The organism is Microlunatus elymi (genome assembly GCF_007362775.1).
GTDB lineage: Bacteria > Actinomycetota > Actinomycetes > Propionibacteriales > Propionibacteriaceae > Microlunatus > Microlunatus elymi.
This window is the reverse complement of the sequence record NZ_CP041692.1, coordinates 2,876,753-2,899,989: the sequence shown is the minus strand read 5'-3', so window position 1 is coordinate 2,899,989 and position 23,237 is coordinate 2,876,753. Positions and strand designations below refer to the sequence as shown.

The window sequence follows — 23,237 nt, the reverse complement described above, 5'->3', positions numbered from 1 at the left end:
CGTTCGACCATCTGCGATCCGCTGAGCGTGCAGCCCGCGATCGGCGGCCGACGAGTGTACGGATTCCTGAGTTATCAGCGCCCGACATCCGCAATCGACGAAGCGGCCGGCTCAGCCGAACAGCGGATCGCCCGGCCCAGGATCGCGGCCGCGTACGCCCGGGATCGTGCGGGATACGGGTCGGGGCGCAGCCGACTACGCGCTCGGACGCAGAGGAGGTGCCGCTCCGCTGTCGATGTGGGCCGATGCCGTTCGACGAAACCATCGAGAGAGCGAATCCGACCGGATTCTTCGACACGGAGGACATCACGATGAGCATCGCCACCATCCATCGCCCGGGATCCGCCCGCACCATCGATCGCGGCGCCCTGCTGCCCGGAAGCGCCGAGTACGCCGCGGCACGGGCGCGGATCGTGGGTGATCAGTACCCGGCCGCGATCGTCGAGGCCGCCTCGACCGCCGACGTACAGCGCGCGGTGATCACCGCGGACCGGCTGGGTGTTCCGCTGACGGTGCGTGGCACCGGACACGGTTCGGTCGCCGGCGTCGACGGAAGGCTGCTGCTGAGCACGGCGGCGATGACCGGGGTGGCCGTGGACCCGTGGCGGCAGGTTGCGCGGATCCGGGCCGGAGCCCGTTGGTCGGCCGTGATCGCTGCGGCCGCCTCGTACGGACTGAGCCCGACGTCCGGCGACTTTCCCGGCGTCGGCGTGGTCGGTTTCACCACCGGCGGCGGCGTCGGCTGGCTCTCGCGCAAGTACGGCTATGCGGCAGACAATCTGGTCTCGGCGGACCTGGTCACCGCCGACGGTCGCTTGATCACGGCGAGCGCCGATGATCATGACGACCTGTTCTGGGCGGTACGCGGTGGCAGCGGCAACTTCGGTGTGATCACCGAACTGGAGATCGCGTTGGCGCCGGTGTCGCGAGTGCTGTCCGGGACGGTGAACGTTCCGATAGATCGCGCTGCCGATTTCCTGCGCTGGTTCGGTGATCACGCGGACCAGGTGCCCGATGAGCTGACGCTGGCGCCGACCCTGCGCCGATCGGTCGATGATCATGGTCCGCAGCTGGCCATCGGCGCGGTCTGGGCCGGTGATGTCGATTACGCTGCCGGCGCGCTGCGGGTCCTGCGGCGGGTGACCGGCGTCGACTTCGGCCAGGAGCTGCGGTCGATGCCGTACGCCAAGATCAACATTCCGGGTACGCCGCCGCGCGGCTTCGAGCTGTACGACGGACTCGACGAGGAATTGATCAGGGCCGTGATCGATGCGGTGGCCGCACCCGACGGCGAGGCTCAGGCGTTGGAGTTCCGTCACTGGGGCGGAGCGACCGCGCGGCCCGGAATTGATCATGGTCCGGTCGGCCACCGGGACGTGCCGTTCTCGATCAAGATCAACGCCGAACCCGCGACCGTCGATCGCCTGGCCGATTCGGCTACCGGGAAGCAGTTCCTGAACTTCCTCGCCGACCCGAGCCGCACCCGTACGGCGTACAGGATCACCGACTACTACCGACTGCGCGAGCTGAAGCGGCGCTACGACCCGGCCAACCTGCTCCGGCCGGCCCACAACATCCTGCCGGCCTGAGGCGCGGCGAAATGATCAGATCGTCGCTTCGGCGGCGGAGACGGTCTGCTCCAGCAGGACCGCGATGGTCATCGGGCCGACGCCGCCGGGGACGGGAGTGATCAGGCTGGCACGTTCGGCGGCGACCGACTGTTCGACATCGCCGACGTTGCCCGGGTTGTAGCCGGCGTCGATCACCACCGCGCCGGGCTTCAGCCACTCCCCCTTGATCAACTCCGGTTTACCGACCGCGGCAACGACGACGTCCGCGCGGCCGACCTGATCGGCCAGGTCGGTGGTGCGGGAATGGCAGTAGGTGACGGTGGCGTGGCGGTTCAGCAGCAGCATGCCGACGGGCTTGCCCAGAATCGGGCTGCGGCCGACCACCACCGCGTGCTTGCCGGACAGCTCCACGTCGTACGCGTCGAGCAGGCGCATGATGCCGCCCGGGGTGCAGGAGTGGAAGCCGGGCAGGTCGAACGCCATCGCCGCGAAGCTGTACATGGTGACGCCGTCGACGTCCTTGCCCGGCGCGATCGCCTCGAACGCGGCGCGCTCGTCGATCTGGGCCGGGACCGGGTGCTGCAGCAGGATGCCGTCCACCTCGGGATCGTTCGACAGCTCGGTGATCACCGCGACCAGTTCGTCGGTCGTGGTGGTCTCCGGCAACTCGACGGCGCGCGAGGTGATGCCGTTCTTGCGGGACCGGTTCCGCTTCATCTTCACGTACGTCTCCGACGCCGGGTCGTGTCCGACCAGTACCGTCGCCAGGCACGGCGCGCGTCCGGCCTTCTCGGTGAACGCCGCCGCCCGCTCCGCGGTCTCGGCCAACAACTTCCTCGATACCGCGGTGCCGTCGATGGTGCCGGCTGTCATCTGCTGTCCTCCTGGTCGCACCCGGGCGCCCGTCCGGTACGGCGCCGAGCATCAACCTACGGCACCCACGCCTTTCACCTGCACGAGTCCCGCCGCTAGCCTGGCCGCGAGGTGACTTCGATGAGTTTCTCCGTACAGGTTGTCGACGGCGCGCCCGATCGACAGGCGATCCTGCTGCCGGGCGGCGGTTACACCGTCGCCGGACCGGTGCTGTGGTATCCGGGCACCGCCCTGGATTATCTCGGCTGGACCTGCCAGCTGGTCGCCTGGCCGGACGACATGACCCCGGGACAGGTGCCGGAGATCGCCTCGGAGTTGATCAACCGGCTCCGTACCGATCATCCGACGGCACAGATCCTGATCATCGGCAAGTCACTCGGCACGCTGGCGATGCCGGTCGCGGTCGAGTCAACCCTGCCCGGGATCTGGCTGACACCGGTCCTCAAGGAGCCGCGGGTCGGGCGGCTGGCCGAGCAACTCGGCCCGGAGCACCTGTTGGTCGGCGGTACCGCCGATCCCTACTGGGACAGGACGATCGCCAACCGGACCGGGGCCCAGACCCTGCAGATCGAGGATGCCGACCACTCACTGCAGATCCCCGGCGACCTGGATCGGACGATGGTCGCCATCACCGCGCTGGCTCACCGGGTCGACACGTTTGCCCGTTCACTGTGATCAGACGCCACCCTGAGGCCACAACCCCGGTCTGTGGCCGGCGATGTCACGGCCGGGCAGGGGTTCCGGCGGCCGGCTCGTCCTTGGCCCGCACCTGCGGCAGGGCCACTGAGATGGCCAGAACGCCGAGCACGATCAAGATCACGCCGACCAGCTGGGTCATCACGACCAGACTCTTCTCCGGCCACACGATCACGATGATGCCGGCGATCAGACTGCACAGGCCGAAGATCACCTGACTCACCCGGGCCCGGCGCTTCCGCGGGGCGAGAAAGGCCGACACGATCGTCGCCACGCCGTCGATCAGCCAGCCGATGCCGACCAAGATCGCCAACAGGGACAGGGATTTCTCCGGTCGCAGCAGGCAGATGATGCCGACGATCGCGGTCAGGACGCCGGCGATGATCACCAGCACCCGCCAGACGGTGGAGACAGTCTTGCTGGTCAGCGCCGAGATCACCCGTACGACGCCGAGGAACATCAACTGGATGCCGACGAGGATGGCCAGCAACAGCAGCGATGCGCCGGGCCTGATCAGGACGATCAACCCGAGGATGATCAAACACACGCCGAGTACGACGCCGAACCAGCCCAACCGCCGGGCGAACCCGGCAGCGCTCTGGATCGCCGAACCTTGCTCTGCCATCTTCGATTCCTCTTCTCGCTGCCTACAGGTCGCTGCCTACGGTTGGTCGGCCAGGGTCACGGTCGCCGTCTTCTGCTCGGTCCCCCGGGTGTACTGAACCCGGACCCGATCCCCCGCCTTCTTCGTCAACGTGATCAACCAGATGCTGTCGGCGGACCGGGTCGGCTTGCCGTCCACCGCAGTGATCACGTCGCCACGCTTCAGGCCGGCTTGAGCGGCGGGCCCGCCCGAGGACACGTCCAGCACCACCAGACCGCCGTCGAGACCGAGCCGGTCAGCGGCCTCGGGACTGATCGGCGAGGTCTCGGCCCCGAAGTAGACCGGGGTGAAGCTGCCCTTGGCGATCAACTGATCGGCGACCTGCATGGCCAGGTCGACCGGGATGGCGAAGCCGATTCCGACGTTGCCGCCGCCCGCTTCACCGGACGCGTTGGGCACGGTGGCGATCGCGGTGTTGACACCGACCAGGTCACCGGAACAGTCCACCAGCGCGCCTCCCGAGTTGCCTGGGTTGATGGCGGCATCGGTCTGGATGGCGCCGGCGATCACGGCCTGGCCGCCGTTGTCGGCCGGCACCGGGACATCGCGCCCGATGGCGCTGACGATCCCGGTGGTGACCGTGTTGGACAGGCCGAGCGGCGCCCCCAGGGCGATCACCTGCTCGCCGACCCGCAGGTCCTCCGACGAGCCGATGTTGATCACCGGTGTCGACCGCTCCGGCTGGATATGCACCACAGCCAGGTCCAACTCCGGTGCCCGGCCGACGACGGTGGCCCGGACCGTACGTCCGTCGTTGAAGATGACGTCGATGGTGCCGGACGAACCGGCCGGACTGATCACATGATCATTGGTCAGCACGTTGCCGTTGTTGTCGATCACCTGGCCGCTGCCGTTGCTGCCGCCGGAGGGCCCCTGCACGGCCAGCGTCACCACGGTCGGCAGCACCTGCTCGGCGGTCTGCTCGACAGAGCAGCCGGTGCCGAAGGCGGGCCGTAGCCGCAACGCCACCAGCCCGCCGATCACGCCGCCCGCCGCAACCAGCGCCAGCGCCACCACCCCGACCACGACCCAACGCCAGCCCGGCCACGACCTGCGGCCGGCGGTCGTGGTGTCCGGCCGGCCGGAATCGCCGTCCGGCGCGGGTTGGGAAGGAATGCCTTGCGCGTCAGCCATCGGAGTCCTCACACCACGTCGTCGGAATTCACGATCCCCGTTGCCCCAAGCCTCGGAACCGCCATTCTGCCGTCATGGCGTCAGCCTGGCCAGCAGGCAGCGCGATCGGTTCACCCGTTGCTGGTGAGCTTTGCCGGCCGACCGTCATCCACCGAACGGCCAGAAGACCGGCACCAGCAGCACCGCCACGGCCAGATAGATCACCATCACCGCGCCGCCGAATTTCCAGTAGTCGCCGAAGCGGTAGCCGGCCGGCTGCATCACCATCGTGTTCGACGCCGTGGCCACCGGCGTGAGCAACGCGGCCGAGGAGACCGTACTGATCGCCATCAACACGGTCAGCGGCGAGATGTGCGCCTGGGCGGCCACCGAGATCCCGATCGGGATCAAGATCAACGCGGTCGCGGTGTTGCTGATCAACTGGCCGAGAATCACTGTCACCAAGGACAAACCGAGCAGATACAGGTACGGGCTGCTGCCGCCGACCAGATCCACGATGCCGTGTGCCAGCAGGTGCGCGACGCCGGTGTCGGTGATCGCAGTGGACATCGGGAACATCGCCGCGACCAAGATCAACGTCTGCCACTGCATCGAACGATGGGCCTGCTTGGGCGTGACCACCCGGAAGAGCACCATCGCGATCGCCGCCAGCACACAGCTGATCGCGGCGGGGATCAGATCGACGGTGAGCGAGGCAACCATCAGCACCAGGATGATCACCGCCGGCTTGGCCCGCGGGCCCAGCGGCACAGCCTGGCGGCGGATCGCATCCGGCGAGTCGACCAGGATCACGTCGTCGCCGGCAGTGTGCTCGTCCAACGCATCCCAGCGACCCTGCAACAGCAGGCTGTCCCCCGGCATGATCGTCGTCGGCTGCTCGCCCAGTCGTTCGCCGACCCGTTGATGCGCCAGCACGACGAGTTGTTCGCTCTCGGTCACCATGCCGGGATAGACCGACGTGCCGACCAACGACGATCGCGGCGGGATCAGCACCTCGGCCACCCCGAACTCCTTGTTGATCAAGCCGTTCTTGAGCAACAACTCGCTGTTGGTGCTGTCGATCTCCAGCCCCAGCCGCTCGCAGAAGTCGAGCAGCTCGGCATCCCGGCCGCGGACCACGAGTTGATCACCGGCGATCAGGTCCCGCCCGGTCAGTGGCCGGCCCCGCCCGGTCTGCGGACTCAGCACGTGCACGGCCGCCGGTTCCGGCATCAACTCATCGGCCGCCAGCCCGAGCCACGGGGTACGACCGATCAACGGCGAGCCGGCCAGGATCCGTACCCGGGCGAGTCGCTGATCGGCAAGATAGTGCTCCTTCAGCACTCGCGAGTGCGCGGACAGATCCCGCGGCGTCTCGCCGCGCCGCTCCGGCAACAACTTCTCGCCCAGCAGCAGCGCGACCAGCACCGTACCGACGAAGATCGGCACCCCGACCAGGCCGAACTCGAAGAAGCCGATCTCGCCGCCGGAGTCGTGCGCAGCCTGGGCGATCAGGATGTTCACCGGCGAACCGGTCAACACCAGCAAGGATCCGGCATGGGCCGCGAACACCATCGGCAGCAACACCTTCGACGGCATCCGACCCAATCGCACGCACAACACGACGATCATCGGCAGCAGCGCGGCCACCGCGCCGTTCACGCTGATCAACGCCGTCAGCAGCGCCACCGCGGACATGATCAAGATCAACAGTCGGGCCCTGCTGGTGCCCGCCAACCGGACCAGCAGACTGCCCAGCCAGGTGGTGATGCCGGCCGCGTCGATCCCCTCCGCGACCACGAACAGGGCCGCGATCAAGGCGATCGTCGGGCTCGCGAAACCCTCGAAGACGTCGTCGAATCCGATCATGCCGGTGGCCAGCAGCGCCAGGCTGGTCAGCAACGCCACCATCTCCACCGGCAGCCGGTTCCAGACGAAGACGACGACGGACAGCCCGAGAATCGTCAGCGTGATCACGATGTCCACCGGCCAAATCTGCGGGACGGTGCCAGCGGCTGCGTCGCCCGCCACGGGTGGGAAGTCGTGCTCGGCATCGCGAATTTGCACTATCTTGATCGAAGTCTTGAGCGCTTGAGCCGAATTTGAGCCGGTCGTGGGGCGTGCCGATGATCACCGGAAGGGACGTGAACCGATGAGCCGCGCGGACGGATCGGCCGGCGGCCGGCTGTCGCCACCCCCGGCCGTCAAGATCACGCCGCCGCAGCTGCCGGCGGCGCAGGTTCCTCGGGAACGGTTGCTGGCCGGACTGAACGGGGCCGGCGAGGACACGGTCGTCCTGCTCAGCGCGCCGGCGGGATCCGGCAAGACCCAACTGCTGGCCGAGTGGGCCGGGTCGCGTACCGGCCCGACTGCCTGGGTGAAGGTTGATCGTGCCGACAACGACGAGCAACGATTCTGGTCGGCGGTGGTGAGCGCGTTGCGGAGCTGCGCCCCGGTGCCGACTGCCGTACCACTGCCGCGCAGCGGCGTGGCGCCGAGTCGCAGTCTCGACGTCACGTACGTGACCGCCATCGCGGAATCGATCGCCGGCGAGCAGAGCCCGCAGGCGGCCGACACGACGCCGGTGACGCTGATCCTGGACGACATCGGTGAACTCACCGACCCGGCACCGCTGCAAGGGCTGGACGACCTGATCACCTACGCCGGCCCGCAGATCCGGCTGGTGCTCTCCGGACGGATCGATCCGGCACTCCGGTTCGGCCCGCTGCGGCTGGACGACCGGCTGCTCGCGCTGCGCGGCCCCGACCTCGCCTTCACCCGACCGGAGACCGAGCTCCTCCTCGCCCACAGCGGCCTGAACCTGACCGACGATCAGGTCCGGCTGCTGATCGAGCAGACCGGCGGCTGGGCGGCCGGGCTGCGGCTGGCAGTGCTGGCGATGCGTCGATCCGAACCGGCCGCGGTGCTCACCGACCTGATCGGCAGCACGAAGACCATCTCCGACTACCTGGTCGGCGAGGTGCTTTCCGGGCTGTCGCCGCGGGCCCGCCGGCTGTTGGACCGCACCGCTGTCTGCACCCGGATCACCGCCGGCCTGGCCGGCTGCCTGACCGATCTGCCCGACGCGGGCGAGGTGCTGGCCGAACTGGAGTCCACCAACTCGCTGGTCACCAGCCACGGCGGCGGCCGGCGCTGGTTCCAGGTGCATCCGCTGCTGCGCGCCCATCTGCTGATGGACCTGCGCCGGCTGCACCCCGACCTCGAGTCCGAACTGCATGCCGACGCCGCCGGCTGGTTCGAGCAGCAGGACCAGCCGGACGACGCACTCCGCCACGCGATCGCCGGCGGAGATCCGGCGCTGGTCGCGGCGCTGGTCGAACGCCACGGGATCCGGCTGCTGCTGAGCGGTCAGCATGCCCTGCTCCGGTCGGCCGCGGGCGCGTTCACGCAGCTGTTCCGGACCGACCCGCGATCGGCTCTGCTGCTGGCCGCGGCTCAGCTCGACGTCGCTCGAGCCGATTCCGCCCGACACTCGGTCGAGGCAGCGGCGGCCGGCTGGCCCGACCGCCCCGATCCGACGCTCGCCGACCTGTGGCAGTTGGTGAACGGACGGCTGGTGCTGGCCGGCGAACATCGGGTGGCGATCGATCATCCGTTGTCGCCGCGGCTCGTCGCAGCGTCGCGGGCCGCCTCGGCCGACCCGGCCGACCCGGACGCCGAAGCCCTGAATGTGCTGGCCCGGGCGACGGTTGCCGCGGCCGAAGGTGCCGCAGACCGTTGCCGCGAGCTGGCCGAGACCGTGGTGGCACTCGGCCGCGGCGTGGGAAACGGCTACCTCACCGCCCGCGGGCTGGCCCTGCTCGCCATCGCCTCCGCGCAGGGCGGCGACCTGGCCTCGGTGGCGACGCTGTCGGATCGGGTCGGCTCGGCGGCCGATCCCAAACTCTGGCGGGGCACCGCCGACGACGTACTGATGCATGTGTTCCGGGCGCAGGCGGCTCTGGCGGGCGGGCAGCCGGACCGTTGTCAGGAACTGCTCGCCCGGCTGCGGCCGCAAGCGGGAGCGGCCGGCGGCCCGGCCACTCCGCACCCGGTGACCGGCTGGATCCGGCTGCTGTCCGCCACCGCCGATCACGACCTGGGCAACCGTGCCCGGGCCCTGGAACGTCTTGCCGCGTTGCGATCCGGGCTGGGCACCGAACACGCCCCGCCGGCCCTGATCGCAGCGCACGCGATGATCGAGCACGACGCCGCGCTCCAGTTGAACCACACCGGCCGGGCTCGCGAGGTGATCGCCTGGGCCGAGGAGGCGCTCGGTCCGGTGCCCGACCTGCGCCTGCTCCGGGCCCGCAGCTCGGCGAAGATCAGCCGATTCACCTCGGCGCGAGCCGACCTCGGCCCGTTGCTGAACGGCAGCGCACAGCCGCTGATGCTGTCCGCGCTCGTCGACGGCTGGGTGTTGGAGACCTGGATCAGGCTGCGTTGCGGCGAGCGTGAACGGGCGATCGACGGGCTGGCCGCCGCCCTCGACGAGGCAACCCGGTCGGCGGCGCTGCGGCCCCTCCTCCGAGCGCCGGCCGTGGTGCTCGCGTTGCTGGCCGAGCAGTTGGGCAGCTGGGGCGCGAACGAACAGACCGCCCGTACGGTGTTGGCACGGCGGCAGACCACCGACGAGGTCACCGTCTCCCTGACCGAACGCGAACGGCAGGTGCTGAACCGGCTGCAGAGCATGCGATCGCTGGAGGAGATCGCCGGTGACCTGACGGTCTCGCTGAACACCGTCAAGACCCATGTCCGCTCCATCTACGGCAAGCTCGGCGTGGGTTCGCGGCGGGAGGCGATCCAGGCCGGACGGAGTCAGGGGCTGCTCTGATCCGCGTCGAAGGTGGAGTTGATCTCGGCGCCGAGCAGGATGGCGTAGCCGGCCAGCCACAGCCACAACAGCAGTACGGCGACGCCCGCCAGCGCACCGTACGTCTCGGCGTGCGACCCGAACAGGTCGACGTAGATCGCGAAGCCCGCCGAGGCGGCGAACCAGATCAGGGTTGCCACCACCGCGCCGGCCGAGATCAGCCGCGGCCGGGTCGCGCGTCGGTGCGGCCCGAACCGGTACACCAGCCGGACACCGACGACCGTCAACGACACCAGGATCAGCCACCGCAGCCCCTCCAGGACCCAGCCGAGGACGGCCGGCCCGCCGACGATGGCGATCAGCTGCGGTGCCAGGACGACCATGACCACGACCACCGCCATGAACAGGATCGAGACCACGGCCGCTGCCAACGCGAGCAGCTTGCGGCGGACCCAGCCGCGATCGTCCGGCACCCGGTAGGCGGTGTTGACCGCGCCGAACAGATTGCCGACCACGCCGCTGACGCTCCACAGTTCGGTCAGCACCGCGATCACGAAGCCAATCCCGAGCACCGGCCGCGGGCTGCTCGCCATCACCGCCAACTGCTCGGCGATCAGCTTGCGGGCCACGCCGGGCAGCGTGCTGGTGATCGTCTCGATCTGGCTGACCAGGGTCGCCGGGTCGGCCACCAACCCGTACAGGAATTCCAACGCGATCAGTGCCGGGAACAGTGCCAGGAAGGTGTAGAAGGCGATCCCCGCCGCCAACAGCGGGCACTGGTCGGCGTTGAACATCCGGAAGGCGGTGATCAACTTCGCCCCCGTCGCGCGCATGCGACCAGTGCAAAGCCTGCGGCTGATCTCTCACCCACCCGTAGCGGGTGATTGTTGGTCACAGCCGTAGAGGCAGAACGGCCCGGATGAATACGTTCAGCCCTATGACGTCCCCAGTCAGCCGTCCCTGGGGGACGGCCTCCCGCCGCCGAGTGATCACCGCGGGACCGAACCCGGTCGGAGGATCGCGATGAGCACCGTCGAGGAGGTCGACCCCGGCAAACGGGGCGGGATGCAGCGGGTGCTGGACACGATCGAGCGGGTCGGCAACAAGGTTCCGCACCCGGCGTTGATCTTCCTGGCCTTGTGTGTGCTGGTGATCATCGCCTCACACGTCCTCTATCTGACCGGCGCCAGTGTGACCACCGAGGTCAGCGAACCGCAGACCGTGCAGGGCGAGGTGACCGAGTCCGGCGGCAGCACCTATCCGTCGATCGAGTATCCGCTGACCGGTGACAAGCAACCGGGCGCGTACGAGGTGCACACCGAGAAGATCACCGCCGAGAGTCTGCTGACCGCCAAGGGCATCGCCTTCATCTTCACCAGCGCGGTGGACAACTTCAACGACTTCGGCGTGGTCGCGGTGATCTTGGTCGCGATGCTCGGTGTCGGCGTTGCCGAACAGTCCGGGCTGATCGCCGCGTTGATCCGCAAGATGGTCAAGGTCGCGCCCAGATCCATGATCACGTTCATCATCGTGTTGCTCGGCGGCATCTCCAGCGTCGCCTCCGACGCCGGCTATCTGGTGCTGATTCCGTTGGGTGCGGCGGCTTTCGCCTCGTTGGGTAGACATCCGTTGGCCGGCATCGCGGCCGCGTACGCCGGCGTCAGCGCGGCCTTCTTCGTCAACATCCTGATCACTCCGGCGGACGGCATCATCACCGAGGTGACCAACGAGATGATCGGCCTGGTCAACCCGAATCTCGAGCTCAACGTCACCCACAACTTCTTCTTCTCGATCGGCTCGACGATCTTCTGCGCGATCGTGATGACCATCGTCACCGAACGGCTTCTCGAACCCCGGCTGGGAAAGCTCGATCCCAGCGAGGCCGGCGAGGAGGCCGCGGTCGACGAGCGGCTGACTCCCGAGCAGGAGGCGCTGGAGTCCCGCGGACTGCGGTTCTCCGTGATCTACCTGCTGGTCGCGGTGGCCATCGTCGTGCTGCTCACGGTGTTCCCGGGCGCGCCGCTGCGCAACCACGAAACCGGAGAGATCTTCGGTACGTCGCCGCTGATGAGCAGCCTGCTGTTCATCATCTCGATCTTGTTCCTGGCCGCCGGACTGGGGTACGGCCGCGGCGCGAAGTCGCTGATCGGATCGACCAAGGTGATCGGTGCGATCGAGAAGACGTACGCCGGACTCGGCTCGCTCATCTTCCTGATGTTGATCATCGCCCAGTTCATCGCCTACTTCAACTACTCCAACATCGCGCGAATCGCGGCGGTCGGGCTGGCCGACCTGCTCGAGCAGGCCCACGTCGGCCCGCTGCTGTTGCTGATCGGTTTCATCCTGTTGGTGCTGGTCGTCGACCTGATCATGCCCGGAGTGATTCCGAAGTGGGCGATCCTGGCGCCGATCTTCATCCCGCTGTTCTACCGGCTGGGCATCGCCCCGCAGACCGTCGTCGCCGCCTACCGGGTCGGTGACGGTCCGATGAACGTGATCACTCCGCTGATGGTCTATCTGCCGTTCATCGTGCTGACCTGTCAGCGCTACCAGAAGAAGGCCGGCATGGGCACGGTGGTCTCGATGATGCTGCCGTACACCGGCATCGTGCTGGTCACCTGGACGATCTTCTTCGTGGTGTGGTATCTGCTCGGCATCCCGCTCGGGCCGGGAGCGCCCGTCCATCTGCACTGAGTCCAACCGACGGCGTCCGGGCCCGCCCGCTCGATGACACGTCCCCATCCGGTCCGCCGTACCGCAACGACAGGAGTTGATCATGACCAGCGCGACACCGATCGACGTGACGCCTTCTCGCCGGGGCCCGTGTCGGATCCAGGTCGAGGCGACTGCACCGACAGAGTGCCCCGCAGCGGCGATCGGCTTGTTGGTCTTCACCGATGGCGCGGTCCCCGATGATCTTGGACTGGACTCCGACGCACTGGAGGGTGTCGGGTTCACCGGCCGCGTCGGCCAGACTTTCACCGTCGCCCGCTCGGCCGGCGGGTCGCTGGTCGCCGTCGGCGCCGGCCCCCGGGATCAACTCACCACGGCCGACCTTCGCGACGCCGCGGCGGCCTTCGCCCGGTCCGTCCCGGAGCACACCGACCTCGCACTCGCCCAGCCGGACACCGGGACCGTCGGTGCCGCCGCCGCGGCGCAGGCCGTCGTCGAGGGTGCGTTGTTGGCCCGGTACCGATTCGATCTTCGGTCCGATCGGGTGGCCGGGCCACTGCCGCTGACCTCGTTCACCGTGTTGACGGATCAGGATCGGCTTGCCGACGTCCGGTCCGGCGCCGATCGCGGTGCGATTCTGGCCGGTGCGGCGGCACTCAGCCGCGACCTGGCTACCTGCCCGCCGAGCCTGCTCACCGCAGAGCGGATGGCCGAGGCGGCGGAGCAGATCGGCGCCGACTCCGGGCTGACGGTGGAGGTGTTCGATCGCCAGACCCTGCAGGAAATGGGTTGCGGTGGCCTGCTCGGGGTCAATCGGGGCAGCCGAGACGAGCCGCGGATGATCAAGCTCAGCTACCCGGGCACCGGCGAGGGCGGTCGGCTCACCCTTGTCGGCAAGGGCATCATGTACGACTCCGGCGGCATCTCGCTGAAGCCGAGCGACGCGGTGCACGCCACGATGAAGAACGACATGAGCGGGGCCGGCGCCATCCTCGCGGCAATGTCCACGCTGGCCGAGCTGGACTGCCCGACCGCGGTCACCGGGTATCTGATGTGCACCGACAACATGCCGTCGGGTTCGGCGCTCAAGCTCGGCGACGTGATCACCCTGCGCGGCGGCAAGACCGTCGAGGTGCTGAACACCGATGCCGAGGGCCGGCTGGTGATGGCGGACGCGCTGGTGTTGGCCACCGAGGAACCGACCGACGCGATCGTCGACATCGCCACCCTGACCGGGGCCACGATGCGGGCGCTCGGGGTCGAGATCGCGGGGCTGATGGGCAACAGCCAGCAGCTGATCGAGCAGGTGAAGGCGGCGGCCGAGGACACCGACGAGCAGGTGTGGCAGTTCCCGTTGGCCCGGCGCTACCGCGGCGAACTGGACTCCCCGATCGCCGATCTGACCAACATGGGCGGGCCGAACGCGGGCGGCATCACCGCCGCCCTCTTCCTGGAGGAGTTCGTCGGCGACCGGCCCTGGGCCCACCTCGACATCGCCGGCACGGCCCAGGCGGACCGTCCTTCCAGTTGGCGTACGAAGGGGCCGACCGGCTTCGGCGCTCGGCTGCTGGTCGAGCTGGCGTTGAACTTCCGTTCGCCCGCCGGGCAAGACGCCTGAGATGACCGCGCCCGCCGACGCCGACGACCAGCTGGGACTGCTCGGCTTCGTCGCCGTCCGGTTGTCCGATGCGGACGCCTCGCTGGCAGGCTTCCGGGCGCTGCTGGAACTGGTGCAGCAGCACCGGATCCGGATTCTCGACCTGGAGTTCGTGTCCAAGCCCGCTACCGGCTCGTACCGGCTGGTGCCGGCCGAGGAGTTGAGCCTGCTCGGTGACGTGATCGCCGAATTCGCGGGCGCCTCCTCCCGACTGCTCGACGTCGAGGACCTGGCCGAGGTGGCCGACCAGCTGCCACCGGAGTCGCTGGCCGCCGTGTTGATCTACGAGGATCTCGGTCTGCACCCGGCGCTGGCCGCGTGGCAGGCGTCCGGTGCCACCCTGCTGTCCACCGGGGCGGTCGACGTCGACGACCTGGTCGAGGTCCTCGACCGCGAGACCTGACCGGGCACCGACATCGCGGAAGGACGATTCGATGGGACTTCTCAAGACCGCCGCCAAGGTGGCCGTGGCCAGTTCGGTGCACGGACGCGTTCAACGCCGTCAGCAGCGGCGATGGGCGGCAGCCGATCAGGCGGCCGCCGTACCGGCCGGGCAGCCGTCCGATCCGGCAGCCCATCCGCCCGCTCCGATCGCTCCTCCCCCGTCCACCGACCAGTTGCTGGCCCAGCTCAAGACATTCGGCGAGCTCCGCGACACCGGCGTGCTGACCGATTACGAGTTCGAGATCCAGAAGGTCAGGCTGCTCGCCGGCGCGGGCGGCTGACCGGCTACGCTCGGACGGCTCGAGCAGCCGACCGGACGCCGGGGTGTCCGGCAACCGGAATGAGGGACGCGATGACGAACAGCTGCAGGGGCCGATGAGCAGCTTCGACGCCTGGGGCATCGTGCTGCTGGCCGCTCACGTGATCGTGATCTTGATCGCCGCCTTCTCCGTCTCGGCCAACCGGAAGCCGTCGTCGGCCATCGCCTGGCTGCTGGTCGTGATCTTCCTGCCCCTGCTCGGGGTGATCTTGTACCTGTTGATCGGAACCGCCAAGCTGACCCGCAGCCGGCGCGACAAGCAGCGGTTCGTCACCGAACGACTGCTGGAACGCTCCGAGGATGATCTTGATCATGCCGGTCGCAGCTCGTCCTGGCCGGACTGGTTGCCCACCATGGTGACGCTGAACCGCAACCTCGGTGCGCTGCCGATGCTGCCGAGCAACCAGGCCGAGTTGATCACCGACTACGACGCCATGATCAAGAAGATGGCCGACGACATCGACGCCGCCGAACATTACGTCCACGTCGAGTTCTTCATCCTGGTGTACGACGACACCACGGCACCGTTCTTCGACGCTCTCGCCCGGGCTCGCGAGCGCGGCGTGGCGGTGCGGGTGCTGGCGGACCACCTGTCGTTGATCATGTATCCGAATCGGAGGAAAACCGAACAGGCGTTGAAGGACATGGGTGCCGAGCTGCGGCCGATGCTGCCGATCAAGCCGATCACCGATCCGCGGCGGCGGATGGATCTGCGCAATCATCGCAAGCTGGTGGTGATCGACGGCCGGGTCGGGCACACCGGTTCGATGAACCTGATCGCCGATCACTATCACAAGAAGAAGGCGATCCGGCAGGGCCTGCACTGGCACGAGTTGATGATGCGACTGGAAGGTCCGGTGGTACGGGAGCTGGATGCGGTCTTCGTCACCGACTGGTACAGCGAGACGGATCAGCTGCTGCCGTTGGACTATCCGCCGCTGCCGGCCACCCAGCCGCGCCGGCTGGACGCGCAGATCCTGCCCAGCGGTCCGAGCTTCGACAACGACAACAACCTGAAGTTGTTTGCCGCCACGATCCAGAACGCGCGCCACCGGGTCAGCGTCACCAGCCCGTACTACGTACCCGACGAGACCATCCAGAAGGCGATGGTGACCGCCGGGTCACGGGGCTTGGACGTGGAGCTGTTCGTGTCCGAGATCAGTGATCAATTCATGGTCTATCACGCGCAACGCTCCTACTACGAGGAGCTGCTACGGGCCGGGGTGAAGATCTTTCTCTACCGCGCGCCGACCGTGCTGCACGCCAAACATCTCAGCGTGGACGACGATGTGGCGATGATCGGCACCAGCAACATGGACATCCGTTCGCTCAGTCTGCACATGGAGTTGATGGTGATGATGTCCGGCCGCGAGCTGGTCTCGGAGCTGCGGATGGTGGAGGACGACTACCGTTCCAAGAGCCGGCAGCTCACCCTCGGCGAGTGGCTTCGCCGGCCGCGTCGGCAGAAGGCGCTGGACAACGTGATGCGGTTGACCTCCGCCCTGATGTGACGTCGTACCCTATTGGCCTACTCGAAGAGCGACGGATCGCCGGCGCCGCGTCGTACGACCTCGGGTTGCGGTGAGCGGAAGTCGATCACCGTGGTCGGCTCCGGACCGCAGTCCCCGGAGTCGATCACCGCGTCGACCTGATGATCGAGAGCCTCCTTGATCGCCCAGCCCTCGGTCATCGGCTCCTCGGAGCCGGGCAGCAGCAGGGTCGAGGTCAGCAGCGGCTCCCCCAGTTCGGCCAGCAGCGCCTGAACCACCGGATGGTCCGGGATGCGGGCACCGACGGTCTTCTTCTTCGGGTGCAGCATTCGCCGCGGCACCTCCTTGGTGGCCGGCAGGATGAACGTGTAGCTGCCCGGCGTCGCCGCCTTGATGCTGCGGAAGATCGAGTTGTCGATCTGGACGAACTGCCCCAGTTGGGCGAAGTCGCGGCAGACCAGGGTGAAGTGGTGCTTGTCGTCGAGCTTGCGGATGTCGCGGATCCGATCGAGCCCGTCCTTGTTGCCCAGCTGACAACCCAGCGCATAACAGGAGTCGGTGGGATAGGCGATCAGACCGTCGTCCTTGATCAACTCGACCACCTGAGTGATGGTCCGACGCTGCGGATTCTGCGGGTGTACGTCGAAGTATCTCGCCATTCCCAGACCCTACCGGTTCGGCCGTGCTCGCCGGGCCACGGCTCGGCTGTCCGTCCTGTGAAACGTGAATTGCTCAGTTGCTTAGCTCACCGATACGGTTCGCCGCATGCAATCCCAGGAGAGCAGCCGGCGGGCCCCGGCCACCGCGGCGTCAGCGGAGTCGGCGGAGTCAGCGGATTCATCGGCGTCGACGGAGTCGATGGCCAAGGTGGCGGCGGCCAGTTTCATCGGCACCACCATCGAGTTCTTCGACTTCTACGCCTACGGGCTGGCGGCCGCACTGGTCCTCAACGAGGCGTTCTTCCCCGAGCTCAGCCCGGTTGCCGGCACACTGGCTGCCTTCTCCACGTACGCGGTTGCCTTCGTCGCCCGCCCGCTCGGCGCCGCGATCTTCGGTCACTTCGGCGACCGGATCGGCCGCAAGTCGATCTTGATCATCTCGCTGTTGATGATGGGTCTCAGTACCGCCCTGGTCGGGGTGCTGCCCGGCTACCACAAGATCGGTGTGCTGGCTCCGATCCTGCTGGTCGTGCTGCGGGTCATCCAGGGCATCGGCCTGGGCGGCGAATGGGGTGGCGCGGCACTGCTCGCCACCGAGCACGCACCGGCCGGCCGACGAGCGCGCTGGGGCATGTTCCCCCAGCTCGGCCCGACCATCGGCTTCATCCTGGCGAACGCGTCGTTCCTGCTGGCCAGGATCGCGGCACCGGATTCCTTTGCCACGTTCGGTTGGCGGATCCCGTTCTTGATCAGCTTCCTGCTGGTGCTGGTCGGATTGTGGGTGCGGATGACCATCGCCGAGACGCCGGTCTTCCAGCAGGCGATGGAGCGGGACCGGTTGTCGCGTACGCCGTTCAAGGAGTTGCTGCAGCGGCAGTGGAAGCAGCTGCTGCTCGGCGCCGGCGTGATGATGATCCAGTACGCGCTGTTCTACACCTCGACCGCCTACTGCCTCAGCTACGCCACCAAGATCCTCGGGGTCGGGCAGACGCCGATGTTGATCGTGGTGATGCTGGCGGTGCTGATGCTCGGCGTCGGTACGGTGATCAGCGCCAACCTGGCCGACCGGATCGGCCGCAAGCGGGTGCTGCTGATCGCCTGTTCGATCTCGATCGCCTGGGGTCTGGTCATCTTCCCGTTGATGGACACCAAGTCCTACCTGCTGATGTGGGTCGCGTTGGCCGGCTGTCTGCTGCTGATGGGGTTGAGCTTCGGCACCATGGGCGCGTATCTGCCGGAACTCTTCGCCACCCGCTATCGCTACAGCGGGGCCGCCCTCTCCTACAGCCTCGGCGGCGTACTCGGTGGTGCGTTGCCGCCGCTGCTGGCGATCCGGCTCCAGGATTGGACCGGCAGCTGGGCGATCGGCGTGATGATCTCGATCATCGCCGTCATCTCCCTGCTGTGCGTGACCCGACTGCCGGAAACCAAGGACGAACGCCTCGACCAGGTCGCCTCCTGACTCCGGCCCCTCGCCGCGTGGGAGTTTCGCGCCCGGGGGTGCTTCCCGCGCACCTGGGATGCTCCCGCGTACCTTCCTGACGCCGGGGACGCTTCCCGCGCACCTTCGGCGCTGCCGCGCAGGTTCGAACGTACGCGGGAGCACCGCGGGTGCGCGGGAAGCATCCCTCGACCCCGATCCGCGGCATGCGCGTGATAGTGCCTCGCACTGTCACCGCCGCGGGCCCGGTGAACGCCGGCGGCCAGGTCAACCGCGGCCGGAACTCGTCCCTGGTCGAGAAGCGCACGGTCAGAGCGTCCCAATCCGCTCGAACTCAGCTGTGGCTGGGAAACGACCGGCCACACCCACCCAAGCCCCGCGAAAACTCAACCCCGGCTGGAAAACGACCGGCCACAGCGACCCCGGCCCCCCCTGATTCCTACTCCCGCGCACCTTCGGCGCTGCCGTGCAAGCTCGACTGTCGGACCTCCGCGGGAGAACCGTGGGTGCGCGGGAGCGTGGTGGCGAAGCCCGACCGGCAGCAGCGATGCAGGGTCAGGAGAAGGCGCGGTCGAACCACTGCAGTGGCCCGGCCAGCGCGCCACCGTCGACCGGGAGGGTGACGCCGGTGATCCAGCGGGCGTCATCGGAGGCCAGGAAGCAGACTGCGGCGGCGATGTCCTCCGGTTCGCCGACTCGGCCGAGCGGATAGAACTGCCGCAGCCGTTGCAGTGATCCGGGCTGGTGGTCCCAGACCCGAGTCCGTACGGTGCCAGGTGCGACGACGTTGAAGGTGATCTTGTCCGGCCCGTGGCGTACGGCCAGATTCCTGACCAGGTTGGACAATCCGGCCTTGGCGGCACCGTAGGACTCCTCGCCGAACGCCGCCAGCCCGTTCACCGACGAGACCGCAACCACGGCTGCCCGCGGACTCTGCTGCAACAGCGGCAGCGCGGCACGGATGCAGCGCATCACCCCGACCAGATTCAGGTCGATCAGCTGCTGCCAGAGTTGATCTTCCTGCTCGGCGAAACCGGGCATCGGAGCCGATCCGCCGGCGACCAGGATCAACTGATCGAGCCGGCCGTGGCGGCTGCGCACCGTATCGATCGCCGCATCGACCGAGGCCCGGTCGGTGACGTCGCAGTTCAGTGCCAGCGCTCGTACGCCGAGCTCGCGGGCCAGCCGTTCGGCAGCGGAATGATCATGGTCGGCGATCGCCACGATGCCGCCCTCGCCGTGGACGCGGCGTGCGGTGGCGGCGCCGATCCCGTTGCCCGCGCCGGTGATGAAGACGACCTGATCGTCGAATCGCATGGCCGCAGCGTAATTGATTCGACACCGTCCCGGGGGCAGCGCAGGATGTCGTCATGAACGTCGTGATCACCGTCATGCGGACCGGTTGAGGGCAACCGGGCGATCGATCACGCAGACATCCGTTTTCCCTTGCACACCGAGGGATCCGGATGGCGGCTCCAGCGGGTGCATTCAGCCGTCAGGAGCCGATCATGACCATCTTCATCAGCACCTCCACCCCCTACGTCAACGCCCGACCTCATCTCGGGCATGCGCTGGAGTTCGTCCAGGCCGACGTACTGGCTCGGCACCAACGATCCCGGGGGCGTGCCACCTATCTGCTCACCGGGACCGACGATAACGCCGCCAAGAACGTCGCGGCAGCGGCAGCAGCCGGAGTGCCGGTGGCCGAGTTCGTTGCCAGGACGGGCGAGGTGTTCGTCCGGCTCGCCGACCGACTCGGCGTCGGGTACGACGACGTCCTGCACACGGGCACCGATCCGCGGCACCGCGCGGCGGTCGAGAAACTGTGGCACGGAGTCGGTCACGATCTCTATCGACGCACCTACACCGGGCTCTACTGCCTCGGCTGCGAACAGTTCTACCAACCCGCAGAACTCGCGGCCGGACGCTGTCCGGAGCATGACACCGTGCCCGACGAGGTGACCGAGCAGAACTGGTTCTTCGCGCTGTCCCGCTACCAAGATCAACTCGAACAGCTGATCAGCTCCGGCCAGGTCGAGATCCAGCCGGCGCATCGCCGGGCCGAGGTGCTCGCCTTCGTCCGGGCCGGTCTGAACGATTACAGCGTCTCCAGACCGAGCGGTCGTTCGGACGGCTGGGGCATCCCCGTCCCCGGCGATCCGGAGCAGACCATCTACGTCTGGTGGGACGCGTTGTGCAACTACATCAGCGCACCCGGCTACGGCACCGACGCCGATTCCTATCGAGACCGCTGGGCCGATGCCGAAGCGCGGATTCACCTTGTCGGCAAGGGAATCATCCGCTTTCATGCGGTGTTCTGGCTGGCCACCCTGCTCAGTGCCGGCGAGCCGCTGCCGACCCGGATCGCGGTCCACGAATACCTGCAGGCCGGCGGACGGAAGATCTCCAAGTCGGCGCCGGCAGCCGGTCTCAGCAGCCCCGAGGAACTGCTGGACCGCTACGGCCGGGACGCGCTGCGCTGGTGGTTCGTCAGCGATGTCAATCGGGTCGGTGACACCGACTTCACCGAGCAACGGCTGGCCGATCGCTACAGCGAGGATCTGGTCAACACGATCGGCAATCTGATCAACCGGTGCGTGACGCTGGCTCGGCGCGCCTACGGAGAACGGCTGCCCCAGCTGTCCGAACCGGCTGCCACAGTGGTTCCTTGTCAGACGCGACCGCACGAGTTGATCACCGCAGTCCGCGCCGCGGAAGGGCTGCCGACACAGATCGATGCTGCCTTGGCGGACTTCGATCTTCGGCGGGCCGCCCGAGCAATCACCGCCACGGCCACCGCGGCCAACATCGCCGTCGAGTCGACACGTCCCTGGCAACACCTGTCTGCCGCGGCCGACGGTGACGCGGAGGCGCTGGCTGCACTGAACCCCGTACTGCCGCCGCTGATCCACCTCTGCCGGCAACTCGCCGCAGAGTTGCGCCCCTTCGTGCCCGACGGGGCGCAGCGGCTGGCTGACGCCCTGGGCCGCGGCGCCGGGCTCGGCCAACCCGTACCGGCGTTCGAGCGGCTCCGGCATCCGGACGTTAGTTAAACCAAACTTGAGGTCGGGCTAGGCTCGGCCCATGCAGACCACCGACTTCCTCACCATCGGCGACATCTCCGCCCGATCGGGTGTGGCGCCGTCGGCGATCCGCTTCTACGAGACACACGGGCTGATCAACAGTGAGCGCACGGCGGGAAATCAGCGGCGGTTCCGTCGGTCCACCCTGCGCCGGCTGGCGTTCATCCGGACCGCACAACGCGTCGGGCTCTCCCTGGAGGAGATCAGCGCGGCGCTGGCGACGCTGCCCGAGGGCCGGACCCCGACCCGTACGGACTGGGCTCAGTTGTCGCAGAACTGGCGGCCGCGGATCGACGAGCAGATCCAGCGACTGGAGGCGCTGCGGGACAAGCTGGACAGTTGCATCGGCTGCGGTTGCCTCAGCCTGAGCCGGTGCGCGCTGCAGAATCCCGACGACGAGGCCGGCCGGACCGGCACCGGCGCGCGCTATCTGGAACCGGCGGCAGCCGGCGAGTGAACCGGCACTAAGGTCTGAGCATCCGCTGGCCCCGAGGAAGGATGTCCACGTGCCCGAGAAGTCAGTCTCCAAGGTCGCGCTGCTCACGGCGGGCGGGTTCGCGCCCTGTCTGTCGGCGGCAATCGGCGGTCTGATCGAACGCTACACAGCGCTGGCGCCCGAACTGGAGATCATCGCCTATCGGTACGGCTACCAGGGCCTGCTCAGCGGGGATTCGATCACTATCACCGACGAGGTACGAGCCGACGCCGGATTGCTGGATCACTTCGGCGGGTCCCCGATCGGCAATTCGCGGGTCAAGCTCACCAACGCTGCCGACCTGGTCGAACGAGGTCTGGTCGCCGAGGGCGTCGATCCGCTTCAGGCCGCGGCGGAACGACTCAGCGCCGACGGGGTGGACGTGTTGCACACTATCGGCGGCGACGACACCAACACCACCGCCGCAGACCTGGCCGGCTACCTCGCCGAGCACGGCCACGATCTCACCGTGGTCGGTCTGCCGAAGACGATCGACAACGACATCGTGCCGATCAAGCAGTCGCTGGGCGCCTGGACCGCGGCCGACCAGGGCGCGCGGTACGCGCAGAACATCATCGCCGAGCACAACTCCGGCTCGCGGATGTTGATCGTGCACGAGGTGATGGGGCGTAACTGCGGCTGGCTGACCGCGGCCACTGCGGCGGCGTACCGGCGTTGGCATCAGCAGCAGCGCTGGCTGCCGGCGATCGGCCTCGACCCTCGTGCCTGGGATATCCACGGCGTCTACGTGCCGGAGGCCGCACTCGATCTTGATGCCGAGGCGGCCCGACTGAAGACGGTGATGGACGAGATCGGTTCGGTGAACCTGTTCATCTCCGAGGGCGCCGGGATCGATGCGATCGTCGAACAACTGCAGCAATCCGGCGGTGAGGTCCCCCGGGATCCGTTCGGTCACGTCAAGTTGGACAAGATCAATCCGGGCGCCTGGTTCGGTGATCAATTCGCCGATCGGCTCGACGCGCAGAAGGTGCTGGTGCAGAAGTCCGGCTACTTCTCCCGATCGGCGCCGGCAAATGATCAAGATCTGAAGTTGATCAAGCAGATGACCGAGCTCGCGGTGGACTGCGCGTTGCGCGGCGAGTCCGGGGTGATCGGCCAGGACGTCGAGCACGGCGACCAGCTGCGGGCGATCGAATTTCCCAGGATCGGTGGCGGGAAGCCGTTCGACATCACCGCCGACTGGTTCACCGAACTGGTTGCCGCGATCGGCCAACCGGCACCTCAGCCGGCCTGATCCTGGCTCCT

Annotated in this window: 19 protein-coding genes; 12 read left to right on the top strand and 7 right to left on the bottom strand. The window is 67.9% G+C overall.

What is annotated here, in order from left to right; translation table 11 throughout:
- The first annotated feature begins 245 nt into the window (after positions 1-245).
- Positions 246-1,589, top strand: a complete 1,344-nt coding sequence (locus tag FOE78_RS13060) for an FAD-binding oxidoreductase (protein ID WP_143988784.1) — start codon at positions 246-248, stop codon at positions 1,587-1,589.
- A 15-nt stretch (positions 1,590-1,604) separates the two neighbouring features.
- Here the strand turns inward: FOE78_RS13060 and FOE78_RS13055 are convergent, their stop codons facing one another.
- Positions 1,605-2,444 carry a bifunctional 5,10-methylenetetrahydrofolate dehydrogenase/5,10-methenyltetrahydrofolate cyclohydrolase gene (locus FOE78_RS13055; protein WP_143986676.1) on the bottom strand — a complete coding sequence of 280 codons (840 nt, stop codon included), beginning with the start codon at positions 2,442-2,444 and terminating at the stop codon, positions 1,605-1,607.
- A 120-nt stretch (positions 2,445-2,564) separates the two neighbouring features.
- On the opposite strand from FOE78_RS13055, the gene FOE78_RS13050 reads away from it, so the two are divergent.
- On the top strand, positions 2,565-3,119 hold the full coding sequence (locus FOE78_RS13050) for a hypothetical protein (RefSeq protein ID WP_143986675.1): 555 nt from the start codon (positions 2,565-2,567) through the stop codon (positions 3,117-3,119).
- A gap of 46 nt (positions 3,120-3,165) precedes the next feature.
- Here FOE78_RS13050 and FOE78_RS13045 read toward each other — a convergent pair whose 3' ends face one another.
- From FOE78_RS13045 to FOE78_RS13035, 3 genes are all read right to left on the bottom strand, one after another.
- A complete protein-coding gene (locus FOE78_RS13045) occupies positions 3,166-3,765 on the bottom strand; it encodes an HdeD family acid-resistance protein (RefSeq protein WP_143986674.1) in 600 nt (199 codons plus the stop codon).
- 36 nt (positions 3,766-3,801) lie between these two features.
- Positions 3,802-4,938 (bottom strand): S1C family serine protease, encoded by a 1,137-nt coding sequence (locus FOE78_RS13040; protein ID WP_143986673.1) that lies wholly within the window; start codon positions 4,936-4,938, stop codon positions 3,802-3,804.
- A 144-nt stretch (positions 4,939-5,082) separates the two neighbouring features.
- Positions 5,083-6,903, bottom strand: coding sequence for an SLC13 family permease (locus tag FOE78_RS13035; protein WP_143986672.1), 1,821 nt, complete (start codon positions 6,901-6,903; stop codon positions 5,083-5,085).
- Between the two features lie 166 nt (positions 6,904-7,069).
- Between FOE78_RS13035 and FOE78_RS13030 the strand changes: the two genes are divergently transcribed.
- A complete protein-coding gene (locus tag FOE78_RS13030) occupies positions 7,070-9,751 on the top strand; it encodes a LuxR C-terminal-related transcriptional regulator (protein ID WP_143986671.1) in 2,682 nt (893 codons plus the stop codon).
- Here the strand turns inward: FOE78_RS13030 and FOE78_RS13025 are convergent.
- Positions 9,736-10,563: a YihY/virulence factor BrkB family protein gene (locus FOE78_RS13025; RefSeq protein WP_143986670.1), complete on the bottom strand. Its 828-nt coding sequence runs from the start codon at positions 10,561-10,563 to the stop codon at positions 9,736-9,738. The two genes, FOE78_RS13030 and FOE78_RS13025, sit on opposite strands and share 16 nt — an antisense overlap.
- Positions 10,564-10,753: 190 nt before the next feature.
- On the opposite strand from FOE78_RS13025, the gene FOE78_RS13020 reads away from it, so the two are divergent.
- The 5 genes from FOE78_RS13020 (at position 10,754) to cls (ending at position 16,334) form a co-directional block, all read left to right on the top strand.
- Positions 10,754-12,424: an AbgT family transporter gene (locus tag FOE78_RS13020; RefSeq protein ID WP_143986669.1), complete on the top strand. Its 1,671-nt coding sequence runs from the start codon at positions 10,754-10,756 to the stop codon at positions 12,422-12,424.
- Between the two features lie 82 nt (positions 12,425-12,506).
- A complete protein-coding gene (locus FOE78_RS13015; protein WP_143986668.1) occupies positions 12,507-14,021 on the top strand; it encodes a leucyl aminopeptidase in 1,515 nt (504 codons plus the stop codon).
- 1 nt (position 14,022) lies between these two features.
- Positions 14,023-14,463 carry a DUF6325 family protein gene (locus tag FOE78_RS13010; RefSeq protein WP_143986667.1) on the top strand — a complete coding sequence of 147 codons (441 nt, stop codon included), beginning with the start codon at positions 14,023-14,025 and terminating at the stop codon, positions 14,461-14,463.
- 31 nt (positions 14,464-14,494) lie between these two features.
- Positions 14,495-14,785: an SHOCT domain-containing protein gene (locus FOE78_RS13005; RefSeq protein WP_143986666.1), complete on the top strand. Its 291-nt coding sequence runs from the start codon at positions 14,495-14,497 to the stop codon at positions 14,783-14,785.
- Between the two features lie 94 nt (positions 14,786-14,879).
- Positions 14,880-16,334, top strand: a complete 1,455-nt coding sequence (gene cls, locus FOE78_RS13000) for a cardiolipin synthase (RefSeq protein ID WP_168207505.1) — start codon at positions 14,880-14,882, stop codon at positions 16,332-16,334.
- Between the two features lie 17 nt (positions 16,335-16,351).
- On the opposite strand, the gene FOE78_RS12995 is transcribed toward cls, so the two are convergent.
- Positions 16,352-16,972 carry an L-threonylcarbamoyladenylate synthase gene (locus tag FOE78_RS12995; protein WP_143986665.1) on the bottom strand — a complete coding sequence of 207 codons (621 nt, stop codon included), beginning with the start codon at positions 16,970-16,972 and terminating at the stop codon, positions 16,352-16,354.
- Positions 16,973-17,078: 106 nt separating this feature from the next.
- Here FOE78_RS12995 and FOE78_RS12990 point away from each other — a divergent pair, with 106 nt between their 5' ends.
- Positions 17,079-18,434 (top strand): MFS transporter, encoded by a 1,356-nt coding sequence (locus tag FOE78_RS12990; RefSeq protein ID WP_143986664.1) that lies wholly within the window; start codon positions 17,079-17,081, stop codon positions 18,432-18,434.
- A 534-nt stretch (positions 18,435-18,968) separates the two neighbouring features.
- Here the strand turns inward: FOE78_RS12990 and FOE78_RS12985 are convergent.
- Complete coding sequence (locus FOE78_RS12985; protein WP_143986663.1) at positions 18,969-19,730, bottom strand: SDR family NAD(P)-dependent oxidoreductase; 762 nt, start codon at positions 19,728-19,730, stop codon at positions 18,969-18,971.
- 191 nt (positions 19,731-19,921) lie between these two features.
- Here FOE78_RS12985 and FOE78_RS12980 point away from each other — a divergent pair, with 191 nt between their 5' ends.
- Genes FOE78_RS12980 through FOE78_RS12970 form a run of 3 tightly spaced genes read left to right on the top strand, consistent with a single transcriptional unit; the run spans position 19,922 to position 23,226 of the window.
- Entirely contained in the window at positions 19,922-21,466 is a 1,545-nt protein-coding gene (locus FOE78_RS12980) for a methionine--tRNA ligase (RefSeq protein ID WP_143986662.1), read from the top strand.
- A gap of 31 nt (positions 21,467-21,497) precedes the next feature.
- Positions 21,498-21,953, top strand: a complete 456-nt coding sequence (gene soxR / locus FOE78_RS12975) for a redox-sensitive transcriptional activator SoxR (RefSeq protein WP_143986661.1) — start codon at positions 21,498-21,500, stop codon at positions 21,951-21,953.
- Between the two features lie 49 nt (positions 21,954-22,002).
- The gene (locus tag FOE78_RS12970; RefSeq protein ID WP_143986660.1) at positions 22,003-23,226 is read left to right on the top strand and encodes a pyrophosphate--fructose-6-phosphate 1-phosphotransferase; all 1,224 of its coding nucleotides are present in this window, start codon (positions 22,003-22,005) and stop codon (positions 23,224-23,226) included.
- Positions 23,227-23,237 lie beyond the last annotated feature (11 nt).

Bases quoted from the DNA above. Each gene is read 5' to 3' on its own strand.
- cls (WP_168207505.1), top strand. From the start codon at position 14,880: ATGAGCAGCTTCGACGCCTGGGGCATCGTGCTGCTGGCCGCTCACGTG.
- FOE78_RS13060 (WP_143988784.1), top strand. From the start codon at position 246: ATGCCGTTCGACGAAACCATCGAGAGAGCGAATCCGACCGGATTCTTC.
- FOE78_RS13010 (WP_143986667.1), top strand. From the start codon at position 14,023: ATGACCGCGCCCGCCGACGCCGACGACCAGCTGGGACTGCTCGGCTTC.
- FOE78_RS13045 (WP_143986674.1), bottom strand. From the start codon at position 3,765: ATGGCAGAGCAAGGTTCGGCGATCCAGAGCGCTGCCGGGTTCGCCCGG.
- FOE78_RS13005 (WP_143986666.1), top strand. From the start codon at position 14,495: ATGGGACTTCTCAAGACCGCCGCCAAGGTGGCCGTGGCCAGTTCGGTG.
- FOE78_RS13055 (WP_143986676.1), bottom strand. From the start codon at position 2,444: ATGACAGCCGGCACCATCGACGGCACCGCGGTATCGAGGAAGTTGTTG.
- FOE78_RS12985 (WP_143986663.1), bottom strand. From the start codon at position 19,730: ATGCGATTCGACGATCAGGTCGTCTTCATCACCGGCGCGGGCAACGGG.
- FOE78_RS13030 (WP_143986671.1), top strand. From the start codon at position 7,070: ATGAGCCGCGCGGACGGATCGGCCGGCGGCCGGCTGTCGCCACCCCCG.
- FOE78_RS12990 (WP_143986664.1), top strand. From the start codon at position 17,079: ATGCAATCCCAGGAGAGCAGCCGGCGGGCCCCGGCCACCGCGGCGTCA.
- soxR (WP_143986661.1), top strand. From the start codon at position 21,498: ATGCAGACCACCGACTTCCTCACCATCGGCGACATCTCCGCCCGATCG.
- FOE78_RS13025 (WP_143986670.1), bottom strand. From the start codon at position 10,563: ATGCGCGCGACGGGGGCGAAGTTGATCACCGCCTTCCGGATGTTCAAC.
- FOE78_RS13020 (WP_143986669.1), top strand. From the start codon at position 10,754: ATGAGCACCGTCGAGGAGGTCGACCCCGGCAAACGGGGCGGGATGCAG.
- FOE78_RS12995 (WP_143986665.1), bottom strand. From the start codon at position 16,972: ATGGCGAGATACTTCGACGTACACCCGCAGAATCCGCAGCGTCGGACC.
- FOE78_RS13015 (WP_143986668.1), top strand. From the start codon at position 12,507: ATGACCAGCGCGACACCGATCGACGTGACGCCTTCTCGCCGGGGCCCG.
- FOE78_RS13040 (WP_143986673.1), bottom strand. From the start codon at position 4,938: ATGGCTGACGCGCAAGGCATTCCTTCCCAACCCGCGCCGGACGGCGAT.
- FOE78_RS12980 (WP_143986662.1), top strand. From the start codon at position 19,922: ATGACCATCTTCATCAGCACCTCCACCCCCTACGTCAACGCCCGACCT.
- FOE78_RS13050 (WP_143986675.1), top strand. From the start codon at position 2,565: ATGAGTTTCTCCGTACAGGTTGTCGACGGCGCGCCCGATCGACAGGCG.